Source organism: Marinobacter sp. B-12 (assembly GCF_056857915.1).
Genome location: NZ_JBSXOB010000034.1, coordinates 73,318 through 94,769, shown reverse-complemented (window position 1 = coordinate 94,769; position 21,452 = coordinate 73,318). Strand labels below are relative to the sequence as shown.

Below are 21,452 nucleotides of genomic sequence, written 5' to 3'. Positions count from 1 at the left end.
GGTGTTTGACCGTCTGTCTCTGGTAAGCTTGCTGGATACGATGGTTCGGCTTCAGAGCCAATCATGAACCGCCGTGGTACGGAACCGTATGCCCGGTGGTGTGAGAGGACGGGGGAGGTAACTCCCCCTCCTACTCGATGCTAATTGGGAGTTTTTCTTCTCAAGCCACCCCAGCCGTCCGCAACACAAACACCCCGGCGGTAACCGTCACACTGGCCATCAATGTGGTCAGGGCCACGATATTGGCCGCCAGGCGGTCGTTGCCGCCCAGTGCCTTGACCATGACAAAACTGGCGGCTGCTGTCGGGCTGGCGAAGAACAGGAACATCAGCCCAAGTTCCCGCCCTTCAAACCCGGCCAGCCAGGCAGCAAATGTGCACAATACCGGTAACGTCACCATCTTCATCACACTTGCACTGATCGCGAGCTTGCGATCGGTACGCATGGCGCTCAAGGACAGCGTTCCGCCAATGCACATCAGCGCTAGCGGCAAGGTAAGTGACGCGAAATAATCCCCACTGGTCATTAGCCAGTTAGGCAGTTGCAGCCCGGACCAGGCAAAGGGAACAGCGACCACGACGGCCAGGATGAGAGGGTTGCGCCCGATGTCCCCGAGGATACGTCCCCAACTGGTCGCCTGACCCGGCTGATAGGCCGTCAGGACGACCACAGAGAGTGCGTTGTAAGAAATAATGACCACGCCCAGCAGGAGGCCTCCGGCTGAAAGGCCGAAGTCGCCATAGAGGCTGGCCGCCAGGGCAAGGCCTACGATACCGCAGTTGCCTCTGAAAGCGCCCTGGACATACACACCTCGGTCAGTTGATGGTGCGGCACGCATGGCCCAAAGCCAGCAGAACAGAAAACTGGCGAGGGTGGCGGCTACGAAGAATCCAAGCAGTGCAGGGTTGAGGGTAGTATCCAGATCTGCCCGCACAATACTCAGGAATACCAGGGTGGGCAGTGTAGCGCGGAAGACCAGCGCCGACGCCGTGTTGATGAAACTGGTGTCTATCCAGCCCAGGCGTCTGAGGCCAAGGCCGATAAACACCATGGCGAATACCGGCAGTGTGGTCTCCAGGGTATGAAGAAATGTTCCGAGTAGTGTCATCCAGCCGGTGGTTACCGAACTCCAAAGTTGTTGAACTCACCGGTTGCAGAGCCTTCGGTGGCGTTGATTTTGTCGACGATGGCCGAGGGAGGGCCGTCTCGACACCACTGTCTGAGTGAAATCAGTGACGCCGGTGAGCCCTCCGCAACGATTTCCACGCGGCCATCCGGCAGGTTTCTGGCGTAACCGGTGACACCCAGGCTGGTTGCCATGTTAGCCGCGGAGGCGCGATAGCAGACGCCCTGAACCTTGCCGCTAATCAGCATCGTGAGTCTCTGGTGGCTCATTGCGTGATCCCTCCTGAATCGATTAGCTGTTTACAGTTTACGCCATACCAGCAGTCGATTGTTGGCAGGCATATCGAAATCGCTTTCAAGCCCGAACCGAACCCGCCCTGCGAGTTCGAGCATGTCATCCATATTACGGATGCCCATATGGGAGGCCTGATTTCGCAGGTAGTGATCAAACTGGCGATTGCTGTCGCTGGTAAACTGTCCCTCATAGTTAAACGGCCCATAGAGGCAGAACAGGCCGCCCGCAATGAGGCGTTTAGCCAGGCCTGCAAACATTGCCTCCACCTCTTCCCACGACATGATGTGAGCCGTGTTGGCGGAATAGGCCCCATCGATGGTGTCTATCGGCCAGTTTCCCAGGGAAACATCCAATTCAAGTGGTGGACGGATATTGGCAAGGGCGGCCTCCTGGATCCAGCCCAGGGAATGACCAGCGCCTCCAGGCCGATCACTGGGTTGCCACGTCAAGTGGGAGAGCTCTGCTGCGAAATAAACGGCGTGCTGCCCCGTTCCCGTACCGATCTCCAATATGGTGGCCGGCTCGGTGAATACCGCTTTAATGCGCTCCAGTATTGGTTGCCTGTTGTTTTGACAGGCCTGTGAGAAGGGCTTGCTGTCGACCATCGTTTACGCCTGTTCGGGTTCCATATCAGTCCAAAGGATATCCTGCAGAAGGCTATGGGTAAAAGAATGAGAGTAGGGGATTTCCCGCGTGTCGGACATTCGGTAATGGTCTATAAAACGCATTTTGACTTAAAAATGGTGTTTTTAACGACATAAAAATGTCATAAAACAGGCATAAGCTCCATTGGACGCTACCCCCAGTGGAGATACCATGCTCAGAACTGTCCGCAGCCGTATTCTGTTCTTTTCCTTTCTTTCAGTGTTTGCTTTGGCCGCGTTGGCGGTCCTGTCATGGAGCATTATGACTCGTGCGGAGTCTGCGTCAGAGGCATTGGTTCGGGAAAATCTCTCGGAGTCGTGGCTGCTGGAAGACCTTGAACAGGGCCATCGCCGGCTGCAGGATCTCGCCTACAAAATCAAGGCACAGCTGATGCTCTGGGATGAAATCGATGTGGAATTCCAGGCTTTGACAGCGGCGTTGCCAGAGCACTGGCGCTCTATCGAGGATGATGCGGGGCTGAGCGAGTGGGCGACGGAAAATCGAGCGTTGTTTGAAAGCGTGCTGGCACTCATCGAATCCATGAGGCCCGGTATTGAAGGACGTAGCTACTATCGAGTAGGGCAGGTGGTCGATTTTGATCTGTTTCCGGCACTCGGCCCCATGCTGGCGGCGATCAACAACCGTAAGGAATCCAGCCGTACAACCATTGAAATCAGTAGCCAGGACCTGCTGGCTTTCCTGGATGCTCAGAAAATCTGGCTGTTGGCGGGCTCGGCTGTTTTCCTGATGTCTGTGGTCTTGATGACGCTTTGGCTTCGGCGTTCAGTGATTGGCCGTCTGCAGTTGCTGGAGTCCGGGCTCAGGGAAATGGACGAAACCTCGGATCTCTCCCGGCGTCCGGTTATTACCGGGCATGATGAAGTGGCTGGTGTGACCCGCGCGTTGGTAGGGTTGGTCAGCCGTTTTGAGCTCTTTATCGGAGAAGTGAGGACGGCTGCCCACAGTATCAATGACCGATCCATGTCACTGGATTCCCAGGCCGAAGGCGTGCAGGCGTCCACCGATACCACCCGCCGGCAGATCCATGATGTCAGCCAGTCCATGGCGGCGATTGCCAACCAGGCGTCAGCCATTGATTTGGCCACCGAAAACTCGGCCACGACCGTTCGAGACGCCGTGGCGGCCAATGCGGTCGTTCAGGAAGGGCTCAGAAACAGTGAGCAAGCCGCCGAACACACCGTCGAGGTGATTGGACGGGTGTCCCGTTCCATACAGGCATTGAGCGAATCCTCCGGCAAGATTGAGAGCGTGATCGGCGTCATTGCTGATATTGCAGAGCAGACCAACTTGCTGGCCCTGAACGCGGCGATTGAAGCGGCCCGTGCCGGCGAACACGGTCGGGGATTTGCCGTGGTGGCAGACGAAGTGCGCACCCTGTCGCGGCGTACGTCCGATTCCACCAGGGAAATCCGCCAGTGGGTGACCGACCTGCTAACCGGGGTTTCCGGCGTTGAGGGCCTGCTGGATGCAATGCGGGACGCTGGGGGCACGAACCGACGAAACCTTGATGCGCTGAAAAACCACCTGGAGCGGCTGGGGAGCCAGTTTACGGAGTTGGAAAACCGCAGTGCTGAAATTGGGAACGCGGTTGCCGTTCAGAGGGAGGAGATTGATCGCGTTGGGCGACGGTCCAGAGCGCTTGATGACAGCTCAGGCTCTTTGATTACCAGCGTTGATAATACCCGCCAGATCAGCGAACACCTGCGACAGGAATCAGTCACCATGCGTCAGCTGATCTCACGATTTAAGGCAGCCTGATCCTTCGGCCCATGATCAGTGTTGACTAAAAAGGCCCGTAATCGGTCTTCTACAGCCCCGTCAAACCCATTACCATGGCCGCTTTGAGGTGGAATCGAACATGACCGACGAAGCAGGCCAAGAGCCCCAGCCAGACCCGCGTGAAGAGAAGTTCGTAGTGGATGTGGAGTTGCTTTCAGAGGACCAGCTTGACGGGCTGGTCGACGAATACTGCACGCGGTACCACGGGCTGAACGACACCGAGAACCCGATGGCGGAGCGTGAGCGGGTAAAATCGGCGGTTCGGCGACGGGATCTGGTGGTCTGGTTCGACCCGGTAGAGAATACCGCAAGCCTGGGCGTGCCACGCTGAGGGTTGTTTCCTGACCAGTGGGTCACGGTATTGACGGATGCACCTACCGTCGGCAACCCTTAACCGGTACAATTCGTAAATTCCCATAAAAGCCGCGTGCGAGGTGAGTTTTGATCAGGGTATTGGTTGTAGACGACCATGAACTGGTCAGGTCCGGTATTACCCGGATGCTGGCGGACAACCCCGATATTGACGTCATCGGCGAAGCATCTTCGGGCGAGGATGCCATTGACTCTGTGCGTAAGGACAGCCCCGATATCGTGTTGATGGATATCCGCATGCCCGGTATCGGTGGGCTGGAAGCGACAAGGCGCATCCTGCGTATTGACGACGCTGTGCGGGTGATCGTAGTGACTGCCTGTGCCGACGACCCCTATCCAACCAGGGTGATGCAGGCCGGCGCATCGGCTTATATCACCAAGGGCGCCGACATCCGGGAAATGGTTCGTGCCATCCGCATGGCGCATTCCGGGCAGCGTTACATCAGCCCGGAAATCGCCCAGAAAATGGCGCTCAAGCAGCTCGGTGGCGACGCTCGGGACGAAGATGGTGAGCTATCCCTGTTCGACCGTTTGTCCGAACGGGAAATGCAGATCGCCATGATGGTGGTGGACTGCCAGAAAGTGCAGGACATTTCCGACAAGCTTTGCCTCAGTCCCAAAACCGTGAACAGTTACCGTTATCGCATTTTCGAGAAACTGGAGATTTCCAGTGACGTTGAGTTGGCGCTGATGGCGGTCAGGCTCGGGTTGCTCGATGCCGACAAGGTCTGACGCTCCGGCCGACGCTGCCGAGGCAGGGAACAGCAGGGAGTTCGATACCAAAAGCTTCCTGAAACAGTTGACCGAGCGGCCGGGTGTGTACCGAATGTACGACACCGCCGGCAACGTGCTGTATGTGGGCAAGGCCCGGAACCTCAAAAAGCGTGTTACCAGCTATTTCCGCAAGTCCGGCCTGGCGCCCAAGACGGAAGCCCTGGTCGCCCGAATCAATTCCATCGAAGTCACCATCACCGGCAGTGAGACTGAAGCGCTGCTGCTCGAACAGAACCTGATCAAATCCCTGCGGCCGCCTTACAACATCCTGCTGCGGGATGACAAATCCTATCCCTATATTTATCTGTCTTCACACGATGATTATCCGTCCCTGACATTTCGCCGGGGGCGCACAAAGAAAGGCGGGGGTACCTGGTATGGACCGTTTCCGAGCTCTGGAGCGGTCAAGGAAAGTCTTAACATTCTACAAAAGATATTCCGTATAAGATCCTGTAGTGAAAGCTATTTCAGAAACAGGACCCGGCCTTGCCTGCAATACCAGATCAACCGTTGCACGGCACCCTGTGTCGGCTTTATCTCGCCGGAGGATTATCGGGAAGACATGCGCCACGCCACCATGTTCCTCGAAGGCAAGAACCCGGCGATCCTGCAGGATCTGATGGCGGCCATGGAGACTGCGGCGAAGAATCTGGAGTTCGAGAAAGCCGGTGTCTACCGCGACCAGATCAACCACCTGCGACACGTTCAGGAACAGCAAAGTGTGGACGGCGAAGGGGGCGATGCCGATGTGGTTGCCATTGCTCAAGATGCTGGTGTTGTGTGCATCGTGGTGATCATCGTGCGCGGCGGGCGCGTGCTCGGTACCAAGGACTATTTTCCGCGATACAGCATTGAACAGTCCGAGGCTGAGTTGTTAAGTGCTTTTCTGGGGCAGTATTATTTTGGCGGTAGCACCCGCCGGGAAATTCCGCCGGATATCCTGGTGCCAGTGGATGTCGACGGGCAGGAACTGTTGTCACAGGCGTTGACGGAGTCCGCCGGGCGTGACACACGAGTACGCAAGAATGTACGCGGGGAGCGCCGACGCTGGCTGGATCTGGCTATGACCAATGCCAGGCAGACACTGTTGACCCACCTGGCCAGCAAGGAAACAGTCTATCGTCGCCTTCTGGCCCTGCGGGATCTGCTGGATCTGGCGGAAACACCGTCGCGCATGGAATGTTTTGACATCAGCCACAGCCATGGTGAAAACACGGTCGCATCCTGCGTGGTTTTCGACGAGAATGGGCCGCTGAAAAGCGACTACCGGCTCTACAATATCGAGGGTGTCACCGGCGGCGATGACTACGGAGCCATGCGTCAGGTTCTGACGCGCCGGTATAAGCGCATGGTGGCGGGTGAGGGCAAGCGCCCGGACCTGGTGTTCATCGACGGTGGTAAGGGCCAGTTGAACATTGCCCGGGAAGTGTTTGATGAACTTGGCGTTACGGACATTCCGTTGATTGGTGTTGCCAAAGGTGTCACCCGGCGTGCGGGGATGGAACAGTTGATTGACGCCATGACCGGTGACCTCTATCGGGTTCCCGCGGACTCCCCGGCACTGCATCTGATCCAGCATATCCGTGACGAGTCGCACCGTTTCGCCATCACTGGTCATCGCGCCCGGCGTGACAAGAAACGCCGGCAATCCACCCTTGAAGGAATCGAGGGCGTAGGGCCCAAGCGCCGCCGCGATCTGATACGTTATTTTGGCGGTATCCAGGAGCTACGCAAGGCGAGTATCGACGAAATGTCCAAGGTTCAGGGAATCAGCAGGAACCTGGCAGAAACCATCTACGCAGTACTGCATGACGAGTAGGGATAGCATGAATTTACCGAACATTCTCACCCTTTCCCGGATTCTGATGATCCCGGTTTTCGTGATTATCTACTACCTGCCGGCGCAATGGAGCTATCTCGTCAGTGCCGGCCTGTTTGCGCTGGCGGCGGCGACGGACTGGCTGGATGGCTATCTGGCGCGCAAACTGAACCAGAGCACGCCGTTTGGGGCGTTCCTGGACCCCGTCGCCGACAAGCTCATGGTGGCGGTAGCGCTGACCGTGTTGATTGAAGCCCACGCGAGTTTAATTCTGACGGTTCCTGCCACCGTGATTATCGGTCGGGAAATCGTGATTTCAGCATTGCGGGAGTGGATGGCGGAAATTGGCAGCCGCGCAAGTGTGGCGGTTTCCTACATAGGCAAGATCAAGACAACGGCGCAGATGGTGGCCATTATCATGCTGCTGGCGTTTCCTCCTGGTGTCGTCTGGGCTCAGGCCGGCACGGCCCTGTTGTACGTTGCGGCAGTACTGACATTCTGGTCGATGATTCTCTATCTCAAGGCCGCCTGGCCCGATCTTTTTCCGGAAAAGCACCAGAGTTGACGGGTTAGGGGCGTTGTTCAATCGCCCATCGGATCACCTCGTGGGCCAGCGCGTTGCTGGCCTCGCCAAACGCCTCCACGATTGCTTCGACTTGCTTCCCGCTCGCCGGATGCCGGTACTCAAAGCGTTTGCTGGCAAGGGTATTGCGTGTGCGCTCGTCGATGAGATGCAGGTCCAGCCGTATCAGCGCTACTGGCATACCGTCCTGATACTCGCTCTGGAACGCACTGAGCTCTCCGGCCATGGTCAGATCACTGCGGGCCGGACTGGTACCAGTAATAATGCCCGCGAAGCGGCCATCCCGGCGAAAGGCGTCGATCAGTTGGTCCCGAACCAGGATGGGGGACTTGTTACTCCAGCGCGCACCCTGATAGGCCTTTATTTCGTTGCCCTCCGGCTTCACCAGGATTCGCGAGCTATCAACAGGGCCTTCGGCCAGAGGCGTCACGAACCGAAGGGTCGTGCTGAACGGTTTGTTGCCAGTGATTGATTCCTCAACCGTGGAAGCAGGTAACTGGAATAGTCGATTGGCCGGTCGATCCGGGAACAGGGTGCAAGCGGATAACATGGCTGCGACGGTCATGCAGAGCAGCGCCCGTGATGCAACCCGTGATGCAATCAGTGTCATGGATTGAACTCCTGTATCGGCTCGCGGCCCAGAAGAAGGCCGGTCGGGTCTTCCTCCAGGCGGTGGATCAGGCTGTCCAGGTTCTTCAGCGTTGATCTCAGTTCACGCATCGCCGGCGCCAGTTCACCGATACCCTGCATTCCCTGGTCCAGGGAGCCTTCGTTGCGGGCAGTGAGTGCTTCCAGCCGCGCGGTAGCGGTTTCCAGTGAGTCCATGGCGCTCTGGGCAGTGGTCATCAACTGGCGGCCCTCCTTATCGAGCAGGTTGTTTGCTGTGTTGCCAAATTGACGAAAGGTTTCCAGCGTGGCCTCTGTTTGCACGCTGAGTTGATCAAAGCTTGTCACCAGATTGCTCAGTTCGCTGCGTTGATCCATCAATCCTGACGAAACGGCCTCAATATTCCTGAGGCTGCGGGTAAGGTTGCGGGTGTTTTCCCCAGACACCATGGCGTTGGCATTGGTGAGGAATTGATCGATTTTGGCAAACAGCTCCTCACTGGATGCCACTAGGGTGGTAAAGGCCGAGGGCTCTGCCGGTATCGTCGGTGGGGATTCACGGCTTCCTGTCAGCGTTCGACTCCCGGGCGTGCCGCCCTTCAGTTCAATGTTCATGCTGCCGGTAATATTGGTTAGCGCCAGGCCAGCTCGGGTGTCCTCCTTGATCGGTACATCGTCGTATACCCGAATCAACGCCCTGACGTTGCGCGGGTCACTTGGGTCGAGGCTCAGTTCGGCCACGTCGCCCACTTCAATGCCACTGTATTTGACCGGGCTGCCTTCAGAGAGCCCGCTGACGCCCCGGTCGAAAACGATTTCATACCAGGCGTAATCGCGGTCGTTGCCCGCCTGGCCCAGCCACAGGGCGAACGCTAGGGCGCTGGCAAGTGCAATCAGCGTGAACAGTCCAATCAGGACGTGATGTGCTCTGGGTTCCATATCAGCGTGCCTCTCCTCGCGTCGTCGCTGCTGTCCGGCCCCGCGGCCCATGGAAGTAATCGCGGATCCAGGGGTCGTCTGTGGCCTCAACCACCGCCAGCCGGTCCGCCACCAGTACGCTCCGCGAGGCTAACACGGCCACCCGGTCACAGGTGGTGTAAAGCGTGTCCAGATCGTGAGTCACCAGAAACACGCTGAAGCCAAGGGCGTCTCGGAGCGTAACAATCAAACGGTCAAAGGCGGCCGCTCCGATAGGATCGAGCCCGGCCGTGGGCTCGTCCAGGAACAACACCTCCGGGTCCAGGGCCAGGGCTCTTGCGAGCGAGGCTCTCTTGACCATGCCACCCGACAGCTGGGCCGGGTATTTTCCGGACGCGTTGGCTGGCAGACCGACCAATGCGAGCTTTACCCGGGCCAGATGTTCCGCATCTACACGGGACAGCCTGGCGTGTTCAATCAGCGGAAGGGCAACGTTTTCCTGGAGTGTCAGGGAACTGAACAGCGCACCGCTCTGAAACAGCACGCCAAAGCGCCGCTCTATCCGGGAGCGTTGTTGTTGAGAGAGGGCCTGCAGTTGTTCACCAAAGACCTCAATGGTCCCTGAATCCGGAGAGCGAAGCCCAACAATGCTTCTGAGCAGCACTGATTTGCCCGTTCCGGAGCCGCCAACCACCCCCAGTATTTCCCGGTGGAAAAGGTCAAGATCGAGATCCGTGTGTACTTCGTGGCTACCGAAACGGTTACACAGACCCCTGACGCTAATGATCACCTCACGGTGCGCGGTGCCGTCCATCACCACCCCATTTCCATGAAGAATATGGCTGCTATCGAATCCAGCAGAATGACCATAAAAATCGACTGTACCACGGCGGAGGTGGTGTGCTCACCGACGGACTGGGCACTTCCGCTGGCTTTGAAGCCTTCGAGGCAACCGATCACGGCAATCACAAACGCAAAGACCGGGGCCTTTCCCAGCCCAACCAGAAGGTGGACAACCTTTACCTTGGTTTCGAGGATATTCAGGATTTGCGGCACGGAGATATCCAGCGCCAGGATGCACACTACCGAACCACCAATAATACCGCTGATCATGCCCACGAAGGTCAGTATCGGCAGTGAAATTACCATCGCCAGCACCCGTGGGATAACCAACAGTTCAACGGGGCTGAGGCCGAACGTGCGCAGGGCGTCGATCTCCTCGTTGGCTTTCATGGACCCGAGTTGCGCGGTAAAAGCGCTGGCAGTGCGGCCGGCCAGAAGGATGGCGGCCAGCAGAACACCGAATTCCCGCAGGAACGAGAAGGCCACCAGGTTAACGGTGTAAATGGTGGCGCCAAAGTCATCCAGAATGGTGGCGCCCAGAAACGCAACCACCGCGCCCACCAGAAATGTCAGCAACGCCACGATGGGAAGGGCGTTCAGCCCGGTCTGATGAACATGGGCCACCAGAGACGTGATCCGCCAGCGCCAGGGCGTTGCAAGGATGCTCGCCAATGTCGCCAGTATCTGGCCGGTAAACCCAATCAACAGCCGTTGTTGATGCCAAAAGTCTTCGATGTTTTCGCCAATACCGGCCAGGAACTCAGTGATCGGGTTGGAGCGGAAGGCCTTTTCGCCTTCAGGGCTGGCCATCGCGTTGGCAACCAGGCGCAGCAGTTCCTGGCGTTCGCTGGATAGTTCGGGGGTCTGCTCGGTAAGCTCATGGAGTTCATGAGCACCCAAAAGGTCCACCAGAAGGGACGCGCCGGCCGTATCCAGCGCATTGATGGTTGCCAGATTGACGGAATGCCCGTCAGGCACCTCCTTTAAAACGGCGTTTTGGACATCCTGCTTCAAGCTGCCGTAGTTCGGAAGCGTCCAGTCGCCCGATACGATCAGTTGGCCGTTCTGGAATTCAAGCTTGCCAGGGGAGGGCATCTGGAAATCCTGTCTCCATTCTTGAGAATTGGCGATGGGTGTACCGTGATACTAGCTCAAATTCCCGAAAGGGGGGCTGCTGCTTTCAGCTGCAATCGATCAGAATCTGAACTAAAACAGAAAGTTGAAAAAAGTGGTTGACGCAAACGGCCTAATCCGTAGAATACGCCCTCGTTGATCAAGCGGGAATAGCTCAGTTGGTAGAGCACAACCTTGCCAAGGTTGGGGTCGCGAGTTCGAATCTCGTTTCCCGCTCCAATCAACACAGTCTCTCAATGCCCACCTGAGAGCATAAAAGTATCGAACCCCCTTCGAACTTTTACCGGCGCGGTGGCAGAGTGGTTATGCAGCGGACTGCAACTCCGTGTACGCCGGTTCGATTCCGACCCGCGCCTCCATTATTTTCTTTACCCCTGATTAGTGTCCTTAACGTATTCTGCCGATGGCCGGTCGCGCCTCATGCCCGTTTCCAGTGGCGGCTTTGGGTCGTGGTGTAACGGTCTGAGCCTCGAGCCAAATAAACAGCCTAACTAAAAACGACGTTGTTCGGTGCAAGTCCGACAGGCTGCTGGCGGCAATCCTGCCGGGTATGCTTCAATGACTGTTACATAGTCAGGCCAGCCAACAAGGCTGTCTTCTGCTCCTCGGCGCCTGGTCAACAACAATGAGCACAGACGAAAAGATGGTCAAACGCCGGCGCTCCGCTCTTCGGGGCCGTCAACTGGAACCGACTTTATTGTCGGAGCTGCGGGACCTTATCGGTGACGAACGCGTTGATTCGTCATTGCGCCACCGCGATCGTCTGATCGAACATCTGCATGTTGTTCAGGATGCCTGCGGTTACCTTTCCATGCCCCACCTCCGGGCCCTGGCCTCGTTCATGAATCTGCCCATGGCCGCCATTTACGAAACGGCCACCTTCTACGCCCATTTCGACGTGATTCACGATGAACAAGCGCCGCCACCGGCAATAACTCTACGGGTATGTGATTCGCTTTCGTGCCAACTGGCCGGAGCAGAGGCGCTGCATCAGGCGCTCTCTGACGGCGCTGATCCCGCCAGGGTGCGTGTGCGGCGTGCCCCCTGCATGGGGCGCTGTGACACGGCGCCAGTGGTTGAAGTCGGCCATCATCACGTTTGCCATGCCAATGCCCAGAATGTGGGTGCGGCGGTAGAACAGGGCCAGATTCACCCGGAAGACATCCAGTGGCAACGTCTGGCGGATTACCGTTCCACCGGCGGTTATGGACTGTTGATGGATTGTCATGAAGGCCGTGAGAGCGTTGATTCACTGGCAAAGGAACTCGAACTCGCCGGATTGCGCGGACTGGGTGGTGCAGGATTTCCCACCTTCCGTAAATGGCAGGCGGTGCGGGCCGAGCCCGGGCCCAGGTATGCGGTGATCAACGCCGACGAAGGCGAGCCGGGTACCTTCAAGGACCGTTATTTCCTGGAACGCGAACCCCACGTTTTCCTCGAGGGGGCTCTGGTCAGTGCCTGGGCCGTCGAGGCGCAGGCACTCTACATCTATTTACGGGACGAATACCCCGGTCTGCACGGTGTTCTGAAAGATGCCGTTGCCGAGCTCGAGGCGGCCGGAATCGTCGAGCCGGGCTTTGTTATCCTGCGTCGTGGCGCGGGCGCCTACATCTGCGGTGAGGAATCCGCCCTCATCGAGTCCCTGGAGGGCAAACCCGGCAAGCCACGCCATCGACCGCCGTTAGTCGCCCAGAAAGGACTGTTTGATCAGCCCACCCTCGTTAACAACGTCGAGACGGTGTATTGGATCCCGCGCATTCACGCCAAGGGCGCCGAATGGTTCGCCAGTCAGGGGCGGCACGGCCGCAAGGGATTACGCAGCTTTTCGGTCTCCGGGCGAGTGGCAAAGCCCGGCGTTCACCTTGCTCCGGCGGGGATCACGCTCAATGAGTTGATCGACGAATATTGCGGTGGCATGGCGGAAGGGCACCGCCTGCTGGCCTATCTGCCCGGCGGGGCCTCCGGCGGGATATTGCCCGCCAGCAAAGCAGACATCCCTCTGGACTTCGACACCCTGCAGGAGCATGGCTGTTTTATCGGCTCCGCCGCGGTGATCGTGTTGTCTGATCAGGACGATTTGCAAGCCGCAGCTTCCAACCTTTTGGGCTTTTTTGCCGATGAATCCTGCGGGCAGTGCACTCCCTGCCGTGTAGGCACCGAGAAAATGCTCACCTTGCTGGAACGCAAAACCTGGGATGAGGAAACCCTTCAGCAACTGGCCGGGGTGATGGCAGATGCTTCCATCTGCGGCCTGGGCCAGGCCGCACCCAATCCGGTGTTGAGCCTGCTTCGGGATTTTCGCAGCGAACTCGCCAGCCAGAATCTGATCGCTAAAGGGTAGGGGGATGCAGCCATGAGCGATGCGAATACAAGCTTCACCCTGACACTGGACGACGTTGATGTTCAGGCCTACCCCGGCGAAACCCTCTGGCAGGTGGCCAAGCGCGCCGGCGAGACCATCCCGCACCTGTGCTTCAAAGACGCTCCCGGTTACCGCGCGGATGGCAATTGCCGCGCCTGCATGGTGGAAGTGGAGGGCGAGCGGGTACTCGCCGCAAGCTGCATCCGCGAGGCGGCCCCCGGCATGGTAGTGCGCAGTGCGGGCTCAGGTCGGGTTCAGGCGGCCCGCAAAGCGGTGCTGGAATTGTTGACGGCGGATCAGCCCGCACACCCAGACAGTCCGGATCGCTCCAGCCACCTGTGGGATACGGCGGATCAACTGGCCATCGACGCCGGTTCTGTGCGCCAGCGAATCCCGGCCCGTTCAGATCGAAACGCGCCCACGGTTCATCATGTCGAACCCAGGTCCAATACGCTGCCCCACGCTAGGGGCCAGGACGCTACCCATTCGGCCATGAACGTCAACCTGGACGCCTGCATCACCTGCGGCTTGTGCGAGCGTGCCTGCCGGGAAGTTCAGGGCAATGACGTGATCGGCCTGGCGCACCGGGGCGCCGCGTCCAAAGTCATCTTCGACTTCGACGACCCTATGGGCGACAGCACCTGCGTTGCTTGTGGCGAATGCGTACAGGCCTGCCCGACAGGGGCGCTGATGCCCGCCACCCTGATTGATGTGGAAGGCCGTGGCGATTCCGCCCAAGCCGACCGCACGGTGGATTCCGTCTGCCCCTATTGCGGCGTGGGCTGCCAGCTCACCTATCACGTCAAAGACGAGCCTTCTAACGCCGAGGAAGGGGAGAACGGGCAACGAGGGCGTATCCTCTATGTTGAAGGCAGGGACGGCCCCTCCAACCAGGGCCGGCTTTGTGTCAAAGGCCGCTTTGGCTTCGATTATCCCTCGCACCCGGCAAGGCTTACCCGGCCACTGATCCGCAGGGAGGGCGCGCCCAAGGGCGTCGACCCTGACTTTGATCCGGCCAATCCCTTAACGCATTTTCGCGAGGCGAGTTGGGAAGAGGCACTGGAATTTGCCGCAACCGGGCTGACGGAACTCAAAGGCCAACATGGCCCGAGCGCACTCGCCGGCTTTGGCAGCGCCAAGTGCTCCAACGAAGAAGCCTGGCTGTTCCAGAAACTGGTGCGTACCGGTTTCGGCTCCAATCACGTTGATCACTGCACACGGCTCTGCCACGCCAGTTCTGTGGCGGCGCTGATGGAATGCCTCGGTTCCGGCGCGGTGACCGCCTCCTTCATGCAGGCGCTTCAGGCCGATGTGGTCATCCTCACCGGCTGCAACCCGGCCGTGAACCACCCGGTGGCCGCCACCTACTTCAAACAGGCGGCCCGAAACGGAACCAAACTGATCATCATCGATCCCCGGGGCCAGGCCCTGGATGCCTATGCCTGGCGCAGCCTTCGTTTTTCGCCGGGCGGCGATGTGGCACTGTTCAATGCCATGCTCCACGTGGTCATCGACGAAGGGCTCTTCGACCAGGCCTACATTGATGCCCACACCGAGGGCTTCGAAGCACTGGCAGCCAGTGTCGTGGATATGACCCCGGAGGTCATGAGCCCGCTCTGCGGCGTTGATCCCGAGACCATTCGTGAAGTAGCCAGAGCCTACGCAGGCGCCGAAAGCGCGATGATCTTCTGGGGCATGGGCATATCCCAGCACGTGCACGGCACCGACAACGCCCGCTGCCTGATCTCAATGGCCCTGACCTGCGGCCAAACGGGCCGGCCCGGCACCGGTCTGCACCCATTGCGAGGGCAAAACAACGTTCAGGGCGCCTCCGACGCCGGCCTGATCCCGATGGTACTGCCCGACTATCAACCGGTGGGAGACACCCAGCTGCGCGCCGCCTTCGAAGAACTCTGGAACACCGAGCTGGATCCTGAGCCTGGGCTGACGGTTGTGGAGATTATGGACGCCATCACGGCGGGCACCATCAAGGGCATGTACATCCTCGGCGAAAACCCCGCGATGTCCGACCCGGATCTGACCCACGCCCGGGCCGCACTTGGCGCGCTGGAACATCTGGTGGTGCAGGACCTGTTCGTCACGGAGACTGCCCAGTTTGCTGACGTCATCCTGCCTGCCGCTGCCTGGTCGGAAAAATCCGGCACCGTCACCAACACCAACCGGCAAGTGCAGATGGGCCGCGCCGCGTTGGCGCCGCCGGGGCAGGCCAAGCCCGACTGGTGGATCATTCAGGAAGTGGCCCGGCGTTTCGGGCTGGGTTGGAACTACGCCGGCCCCGAGCAGGTGTTCGACGAAATGAAGCACGGCATGCATTCGCTCGATCATATCTCCTGGTCGCGCCTGGAGCGCGAAGGTTCCGTGACCTATCCATGCCCGGCCGACGATGAGCCGGGGCAGGATGTTGTCTTCTCTGATGCCTTCCCCCGCGCCGGAGGCCGGGCCAGATTCTCGCCGACTCGGCCGCTACCGCCAGACGAGCCGGTGGACGAGGCCTATCCCATCGTGTTAACCACCGGGCGATTGCTTGAACACTGGCACACCGGCGCCATGACCCGTCGCAGCTGGGTATTGGATGAGCGGGAGCCCGAAGCGGCTGCCTATCTGGCACCCGCGGAGCTGGCTCGTCTGGGCATCGCACCGGGTGATGCCATCCAGGTTGACACCCGTCGTGGCAGCATTACGCTCACAGCGCGGGCCGATCAGGCCATGCCCGAGGGCATGGTGTTCATACCCTTTGCTTTTGTCGAGGCAGCAGCCAACCTGCTCACCAACCCGGCTCTGGACCCCTACGGGAAGATTCCGGAGTTCAAGTATGCGGCGTGCAGTCTGAGCCCGGCGTAATGGAATATGTTGGTGAGGGCTTGCAATTAATCTGGATCTAAGCAACGCTTGTCCCGTGTCCAAAAACTAGGGACATCCAGCCTATGGATGGAATCAAGAGTCAAGATCTCGGCCTGTTGCTTAAGTTGGTTTCGCTGCGAAAGCAAGAAGCGACAGAAGGCGTTGTAGACACATCAGCCTACACAGTGCGAAATCTCGAGTTGGAAACAGGCATCGGGAAATCCCAGGTCAGCAACTCACTGCGCCGCTGTTTTGAGGTTGGCCTTGCTAAAAAGGATCGCAATTCCGGCGTGCCTCGTGTTAACACAAAAAGCCTGTTTGAATTCATCGTCTACGGTGCCAAGTACGTGTTTCCTGCCAAACCCGGTCAGTTAGTGCGGGGTATTGGTACTGCATTCGCCGCACCCGTGCTGGAAAATCGAGTGTTCAGCGCAGGCGAACTTTTACCAGTATGGCCAGATGCGCGAGGCAAAAACAAAGGCTTGGAGATTGCCCCTTTATTTAAAACTCTAGGCCACGCGGTTCGCCGGGACCCGGAGCTTTACGCATTACTGGCTCTGGTAGACGCAATACGCATAGGCAGCCCGCGTGAGGCAAATCTGGCAAAAGACCTGTTAAAAAAACACATGGAAGTGAGTGAATGAGCATACCGACGTTACAAAAGTGGATGGTCGGCAAAGTTGCTGAGGCGCTTGGCCCCGACCTGCGAGAGCAGGTGGCCTTCGTAGGAGGTTGCACCACCAGCTTCTTATTAACCGATGAGTTCGTACTTGAGAAAGTTCGCCACACCGAGGATGTGGATCTGATCGTCCATGTAATGGGCTATCCGGGATTTCATACTTTACAGCAGGTATTGAGAGCAAAAGGCTTTAAAGACATGCCGCCAGACCCGGAAGAAAGCGCCCCCGTGTGTGCTATGAAGCTGGGCGATTTACGAGTGGATTTTATGCCGGACGATCCAGAGGTCCTGGGGTTCAGCAACCGTTGGTATGGCGATGCGCTGAAGACTGCCATGCCTTACGAATTGTCTGACGATCTCTCCGTCAGACTGGTAAATCCGCCGTATTTTCTGGCGACAAAGTTGGAGGCATACAAGGGCCGAGGTAAGGGCGACCCGCTCTCGAGCCACGACATCGAAGACTTGCTCACGTTGATTGATGGCCGTGAGTCATTGATCGATGAGGTCAAAACTGCGCCTGAAGAATTACGAGGTTACCTGGCAGAGGAATTCAGCCAATTATTGCAAGACACCAACTTTGAGTACGCCGTTAACAGCCAGGCGGGTGGCAATGCAGAGCGAGAGCAAATCTTGTTTGAGCGGATTGAAACTCTGACCCATTTTGGGCATTGATGCGAAGCGATAGTGTTTTCCGAAGTTCAAGTATGCGGCGTGCCGGTTGAGCTCCGTGTAGCATCCGAAGCAAACCATCTCCTCCAGAACGACGTTCATTGTCGCATCTCGTCTGTAAAGTCTTGGCGGGTAGTCTAGAATAACGCCAAAATTTCCAGATCTCTCAGGGACATAAAATGCCAACGTTTTTGCACACCGCAGACTGGCAGATGGGCCGGGCGTTTACCCGTTTTGAAACCGAAGACGGCGCCGCGCTGGTCGAGGCCCGGTTTGAGGCCATTGAGAAACTGGCGCAGCTGGCCAATGAACACCAGTGCGATGCGGTATTGGTGGCCGGTGATGTCTTTGATGCACAAACGGTGTCCGACCGCACCATTCGCCGGGTGTTCAACGCCACCAAGGGCTTTACGGGCCCCTGGGTCATGCTGCCCGGCAACCACGATGCCGCCCTGGCAGAGAGCGTATGGACCCGGGCCCAGCGCCTGGGTGCTGTGCCTGAGAACGTACACCTTGCACTTCAGCCCGGCGTCATCGATCTGGAGCCTCAGAAACTCAGCATTCTCTGCGCGCCGCTGACCCAGCGTAATACCTACGGCGATCTGACCGAGCCGTTCAGTGGCTACCAGTCGCCGGAAGGTTTCCTTCGGATTGGCCTGGCCCACGGCAGTGTCCAGGGCCTGCTGCACGAAGAGATAGACTCCACCAATCCCATCGCGCCAGACCGTGCCGAAGTCAGCCGGCTTGATTACCTCGCGCTGGGTGACTGGCACGGAACCAAACAGATCAATGACTGCACCTGGTACAGCGGCACCCCCGAGCCGGAACGGTTCCGGAACAACGAAGCAGGCAATGCCCTGATGGTTGAAGTTTCCGAATCAGGATCAACCCCCACGGTCACACGAATACCGACAGGGCGTTATCAATGGCACCAGTGGCGGGAAACCCTGGCCGTCCACTCCGATCTTGAACAACTGCTGGCGCGCCTGGACGCCTTGCCCGAATCCGCCGTGGTCGACCTGCGCCTTGAAGGCTCGGTGACCCTGGCCGGTGAGGAAACACTGTTGAAGGCGCTGTCGGTTGCTGAAGCCAGGTTCCGCAGCCTTCGCTGCGAGCGCAGCGGCTTGCGACTTGCCCCTACCGATGAGGACATTGCCGCCCTGAAAGCCGATGGTTATGTGGGCGAGGTGATTGAGAGCCTGCGGCAAGGTCAAGGGCAGGAAGACACACAGGATGATGCCGCCCGGGATGCGCTGGCGATTCTGGCCGGGTTGCTCAGAGAGCGGGAACAGGAGGCCAGCCAGTGAAACTGCAGCGAATGCGCATTGAGCAGCTACGCCAGTTCCGCAAACCCTTCGTTCTGGACAACCTGCAACCCGGTCTCAACCTGATTCACGGCCCCAATGAGTCCGGCAAAAGCACCCTGGTGCGGTCGATCCGTGCGGCCTTTTTCGAGCGCTATCGCTCAACGGCCGTTGACGACCTGCGCCCCTGGGGCGACTCTGCCGCAGCGCCCACCGTTGAACTGGATTTCGAGCACGACAACCGGAACTGGCATCTCACCAAGAGCTTTCTCCAGCGCAAACGCTGCGACCTGACCGTCGGCACCGAAACCTACAGCGAAGACGACGCGGAAGAGAAACTGGCCGAGTTGTTGGGCTATCAATACCCGAAACGGGGCGCCAGCAAAGCCGAACACTGGGGCATACCGGGGCTGCTGTGGGTGGAGCAGGGCACCGGGCAGGACATCGAGCAGGCCATAGAGCATGCCGGCGATCACCTCAAATCTGCGTTGAATTCCATGGTCGGAGAGGTGGCCAGTTCCGGGGGCGACGACCTGATCGAGACTGTTCGCAGCCAGCGTGACACCCTGCTGACCGGAACCGGTAAACCCCGAGGCGATTACCTGCAACTGGAAAAAGACCGCGCCCGGTATGAGCGTGAGATCGAAGAGCTGAAGGAACGGGTGCACCAATACCAGGAACAGGTCGACCGGCTCGGCAAGCTCGCCCACGACTACGATCAGGCGGAGGCCGAACGCCCCTGGGAAGAGGCCCAGCGACAGCTGGAGGAAGCCCGCACCCGCTATCAGCAGGTCGAGCGCCTGGAGCAACAGCAAGCACAGGAAAAGGCCACGCTTTCCCAGCTGCAGCAAAACCACCGATTGCTGCAGCAGAACAAAGAACATCTGGAAGGGCTGAGTCGCCAGTTGGAGGGCCGAAAGGCCGAACTGGAACGGGCCGAGCGCGACCTCAGGGTTGCGGAAGCACAGAGCCCGGCAATTGCAGGCCGATTGGCCGAAACCAGAACCGCCTATGAACAGGCGGAAAAGCAACGCAAGCTTGCGGGTTTGCTACAAACCCGGGAACGGCTGGAGCAGGACGTCCGCCGGCTTGAGCAGCACAAACAAGCGCTGACCCAAAACCTCGCCAAAGCGAAGGACTACCACCAGCAGTTGGAGCAGGCCAGGCAGCAGGTCAGAGAAAACCGGATTGATTCTGCTGCGGTCAAAAGCCTGAAAGCGACCGCGAACCAGCTGAACGAAGAAGCCATCCGTTCACGCACCATCGCCACCCGATTGAGCTGGCAGTTGGAAGCCAGCGCGTCATTAGCGCTGAACAACGAGCAGCTGATCGGGCAAGGCGAGCAGCAGCTTCTGGAGGAATCCACTCTGGTCATCCCCGGCGTGGGTACCCTGGGCATAACGCCCGGTGGTGAAGAGCTGGCCAGCACTCGCAGGAAGCTCAAAACCCTCGAGGACAGCTTTACTGAACAGTTGAAGGCCCTGGGTGTGACATCGGTGGAACAGGCAGAGGACCGACTTTCAACCTTTGAAAGTGCCGAAAGAACCCTGAAGCACGCCGAAGAGTTGTTCAAATCCGTCGCACCGGCGGGCATTGAACAATTGGTCTCTGAACAGAGCGAGGCAGAAAGCGAACTGGAGAAAGCCAGAAGCCAATTGCAGGCCACGCCAGAACCGGACCCGAAAGAGAACGCACCCGCCCTGGAAGAAGCAGAGGCTGCTTTCGTTCAGGCGGGCACCGCGCTGGATAAGGCCGAAGCGGATGACCGAGAGCACCAGGCGGCGCTGTCCGCCAGGAAACAGGCCCGGGACAACGCCAAAACCGAATGGCAGCGACTGGCAGATGAAGAAAAGAGGCCGGAACGGCAGCAGAAACTGCAGAAGATAACCACCGACCTGGCGAACATCGAAAAACAACAGACCGAACTGGAAGCCAGCCTCGAACGTCGCGAACGGGAAATCCGCGAAGCCCGCCCGGACTTTCTCAAACAGGACATCGAACGCTACCAGAACGCAGCCAATCACCTGCGCCAAACCCAGGAGAACCGCGGGCGTGAGCTCAGGGATATCAAAGTCAGGCTGGAGGCCTGGGGTGCCGAAGGGCTGGAAGAACAGCTCAACGAAAAAGAGGCAGAGCTCGACCAATGCAACCGCCGCTATCAGGAATTGCACCGCCGCGCCCAGGCACTGGATTTGCTGCTGACCCTGCTCACAGAAAAACGCCAGGCCCTCACACGCCGCCTGCAGGCACCGTTGCAAAAGCACCTCAACCATTACCTGTCGGTACTTTTCCCGGAAGCCTCACTGGAAGTCGACGAACAGCTACGGCCGGGCACCTTCAGCCGCGGCAGCGAACTGGGGCAGATCACCGAACTGAGTTTTGGTGCGCGGGAACAGATGGGACTGATCAGCCGCCTGGCCTACGCCGACCTGCTGCGCGAAGCAGGAAGGCCGACACTGGTGATACTGGACGACACCCTGGTGCATAGCGACAGCGAGCGCCTGGAAGATATGAAGCGCATTTTGTTCGATGCGGCCAGCCGGCATCAGATACTGCTGTTTACCTGCCATCCGGAGAAGTGGCAGGACCTGGGGGTGGCGCCTGTGGATATTCAGGCTTCGAAAGAGCAGCGAGCGTAGTCCCTGTAGCAGGTTTGGCTTGG

18 protein-coding genes and 2 tRNA genes are annotated in these 21,452 nt (G+C 58.6%); 13 read left to right on the top strand and 7 right to left on the bottom strand.

The features are described 5' to 3' along the window. Nucleotides 1–160: 160 nt before the first annotated feature. The 3 genes from AC13D2_RS04135 to AC13D2_RS04125 are packed head-to-tail and all read right to left on the bottom strand — an operon-like array spanning nucleotide 161 to nucleotide 2,025. Complete coding sequence (locus AC13D2_RS04135; RefSeq protein ID WP_292048200.1) at nucleotides 161–1,108, bottom strand: AEC family transporter; 948 nt, start codon at nucleotides 1,106–1,108, stop codon at nucleotides 161–163. A gap of 11 nt (nucleotides 1,109–1,119) precedes the next feature. Continuing rightward, nucleotides 1,120–1,395: an acylphosphatase gene (locus AC13D2_RS04130; protein ID WP_482938247.1), complete on the bottom strand. Its 276-nt coding sequence runs from the start codon at nucleotides 1,393–1,395 to the stop codon at nucleotides 1,120–1,122. Between the two features lie 30 nt (nucleotides 1,396–1,425). Continuing rightward, nucleotides 1,426–2,025: a DUF938 domain-containing protein gene (locus tag AC13D2_RS04125; protein ID WP_292048196.1), complete on the bottom strand. Its 600-nt coding sequence runs from the start codon at nucleotides 2,023–2,025 to the stop codon at nucleotides 1,426–1,428. Nucleotides 2,026–2,236: 211 nt separating this feature from the next. Here AC13D2_RS04125 and AC13D2_RS04120 point away from each other — a divergent pair, with 211 nt between their 5' ends. The 5 genes from AC13D2_RS04120 (at nucleotide 2,237) to pgsA (ending at nucleotide 7,395) form a co-directional block, all read left to right on the top strand. Further along, nucleotides 2,237–3,844: a methyl-accepting chemotaxis protein gene (locus AC13D2_RS04120; RefSeq protein WP_420391097.1), complete on the top strand. Its 1,608-nt coding sequence runs from the start codon at nucleotides 2,237–2,239 to the stop codon at nucleotides 3,842–3,844. Nucleotides 3,845–3,944: 100 nt separating this feature from the next. After that, nucleotides 3,945–4,196 (top strand): hypothetical protein, encoded by a 252-nt coding sequence (locus tag AC13D2_RS04115; RefSeq protein WP_420391098.1) that lies wholly within the window; start codon nucleotides 3,945–3,947, stop codon nucleotides 4,194–4,196. A gap of 110 nt (nucleotides 4,197–4,306) precedes the next feature. After that, nucleotides 4,307–4,969, top strand: a complete 663-nt coding sequence (gene uvrY / locus AC13D2_RS04110; RefSeq protein WP_007152306.1) for a UvrY/SirA/GacA family response regulator transcription factor — start codon at nucleotides 4,307–4,309, stop codon at nucleotides 4,967–4,969. After that, nucleotides 4,953–6,830: an excinuclease ABC subunit UvrC gene (gene uvrC / locus AC13D2_RS04105; protein ID WP_482938246.1), complete on the top strand. Its 1,878-nt coding sequence runs from the start codon at nucleotides 4,953–4,955 to the stop codon at nucleotides 6,828–6,830. The genes uvrY and uvrC overlap by 17 nt, the downstream gene beginning before the upstream one ends. A gap of 7 nt (nucleotides 6,831–6,837) precedes the next feature. Further along, entirely contained in the window at nucleotides 6,838–7,395 is a 558-nt protein-coding gene (gene pgsA / locus AC13D2_RS04100; protein WP_482938245.1) for a CDP-diacylglycerol--glycerol-3-phosphate 3-phosphatidyltransferase, read from the top strand. 4 nt (nucleotides 7,396–7,399) lie between these two features. Here pgsA and AC13D2_RS04095 read toward each other — a convergent pair whose 3' ends face one another. Genes AC13D2_RS04095 through AC13D2_RS04080 form a run of 4 tightly spaced genes read right to left on the bottom strand, consistent with a single transcriptional unit; the run spans nucleotide 7,400 to nucleotide 10,875 of the window. Further along, entirely contained in the window at nucleotides 7,400–8,023 is a 624-nt protein-coding gene (locus AC13D2_RS04095) for an ABC-type transport auxiliary lipoprotein family protein (protein WP_482938244.1), read from the bottom strand. After that, nucleotides 8,020–8,958, bottom strand: coding sequence for an MlaD family protein (locus AC13D2_RS04090; RefSeq protein WP_300499948.1), 939 nt, complete (start codon nucleotides 8,956–8,958; stop codon nucleotides 8,020–8,022). Before AC13D2_RS04090 ends, AC13D2_RS04095 begins: the two co-directional genes overlap by 4 nt. A 1-nt stretch (nucleotide 8,959) precedes the next feature. Then, entirely contained in the window at nucleotides 8,960–9,751 is a 792-nt protein-coding gene (locus AC13D2_RS04085) for an ABC transporter ATP-binding protein (RefSeq protein ID WP_292048184.1), read from the bottom strand. Next, nucleotides 9,751–10,875, bottom strand: a complete 1,125-nt coding sequence (locus tag AC13D2_RS04080) for an MlaE family ABC transporter permease (protein ID WP_300499951.1) — start codon at nucleotides 10,873–10,875, stop codon at nucleotides 9,751–9,753. Before AC13D2_RS04080 ends, AC13D2_RS04085 begins: the two co-directional genes overlap by 1 nt. A 182-nt stretch (nucleotides 10,876–11,057) precedes the next feature. Between AC13D2_RS04080 and AC13D2_RS04075 the strand changes: the two genes are divergently transcribed. From AC13D2_RS04075 to AC13D2_RS04040, 8 genes are all read left to right on the top strand, one after another. Next, nucleotides 11,058–11,133: transfer RNA gene (locus tag AC13D2_RS04075), tRNA-Gly, on the top strand. A gap of 66 nt (nucleotides 11,134–11,199) precedes the next feature. Further along, nucleotides 11,200–11,273 (top strand) — tRNA-Cys (locus tag AC13D2_RS04070). 266 nt (nucleotides 11,274–11,539) lie between these two features. Further along, the gene (locus AC13D2_RS04065; RefSeq protein ID WP_292048182.1) at nucleotides 11,540–13,255 is read left to right on the top strand and encodes an NADH-ubiquinone oxidoreductase-F iron-sulfur binding region domain-containing protein; all 1,716 of its coding nucleotides are present in this window, start codon (nucleotides 11,540–11,542) and stop codon (nucleotides 13,253–13,255) included. A 12-nt stretch (nucleotides 13,256–13,267) separates the two neighbouring features. Then, on the top strand, nucleotides 13,268–16,138 hold the full coding sequence (gene fdhF / locus AC13D2_RS04060; protein ID WP_292048180.1) for a formate dehydrogenase subunit alpha: 2,871 nt from the start codon (nucleotides 13,268–13,270) through the stop codon (nucleotides 16,136–16,138). 83 nt (nucleotides 16,139–16,221) lie between these two features. After that, nucleotides 16,222–16,782 (top strand): hypothetical protein, encoded by a 561-nt coding sequence (locus AC13D2_RS04055; protein ID WP_292048178.1) that lies wholly within the window; start codon nucleotides 16,222–16,224, stop codon nucleotides 16,780–16,782. Beyond that, a complete protein-coding gene (locus tag AC13D2_RS04050; RefSeq protein WP_292048177.1) occupies nucleotides 16,779–17,489 on the top strand; it encodes a hypothetical protein in 711 nt (236 codons plus the stop codon). The genes AC13D2_RS04055 and AC13D2_RS04050 overlap by 4 nt, the downstream gene beginning before the upstream one ends. A gap of 176 nt (nucleotides 17,490–17,665) precedes the next feature. Continuing rightward, a complete protein-coding gene (locus AC13D2_RS04045; RefSeq protein WP_292048176.1) occupies nucleotides 17,666–18,793 on the top strand; it encodes a metallophosphoesterase family protein in 1,128 nt (375 codons plus the stop codon). Beyond that, nucleotides 18,790–21,429, top strand: a complete 2,640-nt coding sequence (locus AC13D2_RS04040; RefSeq protein ID WP_292048175.1) for an AAA family ATPase — start codon at nucleotides 18,790–18,792, stop codon at nucleotides 21,427–21,429. Before AC13D2_RS04045 ends, AC13D2_RS04040 begins: the two co-directional genes overlap by 4 nt. Nucleotides 21,430–21,452 lie beyond the last annotated feature (23 nt).

Bases quoted from the DNA above. Each gene is read 5' to 3' on its own strand.
- AC13D2_RS04115 (WP_420391098.1), top strand. From the start codon at position 3,945: ATGACCGACGAAGCAGGCCAAGAGCCCCAGCCAGACCCGCGTGAAGAG.
- AC13D2_RS04090 (WP_300499948.1), bottom strand. From the start codon at position 8,958: ATGGAACCCAGAGCACATCACGTCCTGATTGGACTGTTCACGCTGATT.
- AC13D2_RS04120 (WP_420391097.1), top strand. From the start codon at position 2,237: ATGCTCAGAACTGTCCGCAGCCGTATTCTGTTCTTTTCCTTTCTTTCA.
- AC13D2_RS04080 (WP_300499951.1), bottom strand. From the start codon at position 10,875: ATGCCCTCCCCTGGCAAGCTTGAATTCCAGAACGGCCAACTGATCGTA.
- AC13D2_RS04130 (WP_482938247.1), bottom strand. From the start codon at position 1,395: ATGAGCCACCAGAGACTCACGATGCTGATTAGCGGCAAGGTTCAGGGC.
- AC13D2_RS04135 (WP_292048200.1), bottom strand. From the start codon at position 1,108: ATGACACTACTCGGAACATTTCTTCATACCCTGGAGACCACACTGCCG.
- AC13D2_RS04050 (WP_292048177.1), top strand. From the start codon at position 16,779: ATGAGCATACCGACGTTACAAAAGTGGATGGTCGGCAAAGTTGCTGAG.
- uvrC (WP_482938246.1), top strand. From the start codon at position 4,953: ATGCCGACAAGGTCTGACGCTCCGGCCGACGCTGCCGAGGCAGGGAAC.
- AC13D2_RS04065 (WP_292048182.1), top strand. From the start codon at position 11,540: ATGAGCACAGACGAAAAGATGGTCAAACGCCGGCGCTCCGCTCTTCGG.
- AC13D2_RS04055 (WP_292048178.1), top strand. From the start codon at position 16,222: ATGGATGGAATCAAGAGTCAAGATCTCGGCCTGTTGCTTAAGTTGGTT.
- pgsA (WP_482938245.1), top strand. From the start codon at position 6,838: ATGAATTTACCGAACATTCTCACCCTTTCCCGGATTCTGATGATCCCG.
- fdhF (WP_292048180.1), top strand. From the start codon at position 13,268: ATGAGCGATGCGAATACAAGCTTCACCCTGACACTGGACGACGTTGAT.
- AC13D2_RS04085 (WP_292048184.1), bottom strand. From the start codon at position 9,751: ATGGACGGCACCGCGCACCGTGAGGTGATCATTAGCGTCAGGGGTCTG.
- AC13D2_RS04125 (WP_292048196.1), bottom strand. From the start codon at position 2,025: ATGGTCGACAGCAAGCCCTTCTCACAGGCCTGTCAAAACAACAGGCAA.
- AC13D2_RS04095 (WP_482938244.1), bottom strand. From the start codon at position 8,023: ATGACACTGATTGCATCACGGGTTGCATCACGGGCGCTGCTCTGCATG.
- AC13D2_RS04045 (WP_292048176.1), top strand. From the start codon at position 17,666: ATGCCAACGTTTTTGCACACCGCAGACTGGCAGATGGGCCGGGCGTTT.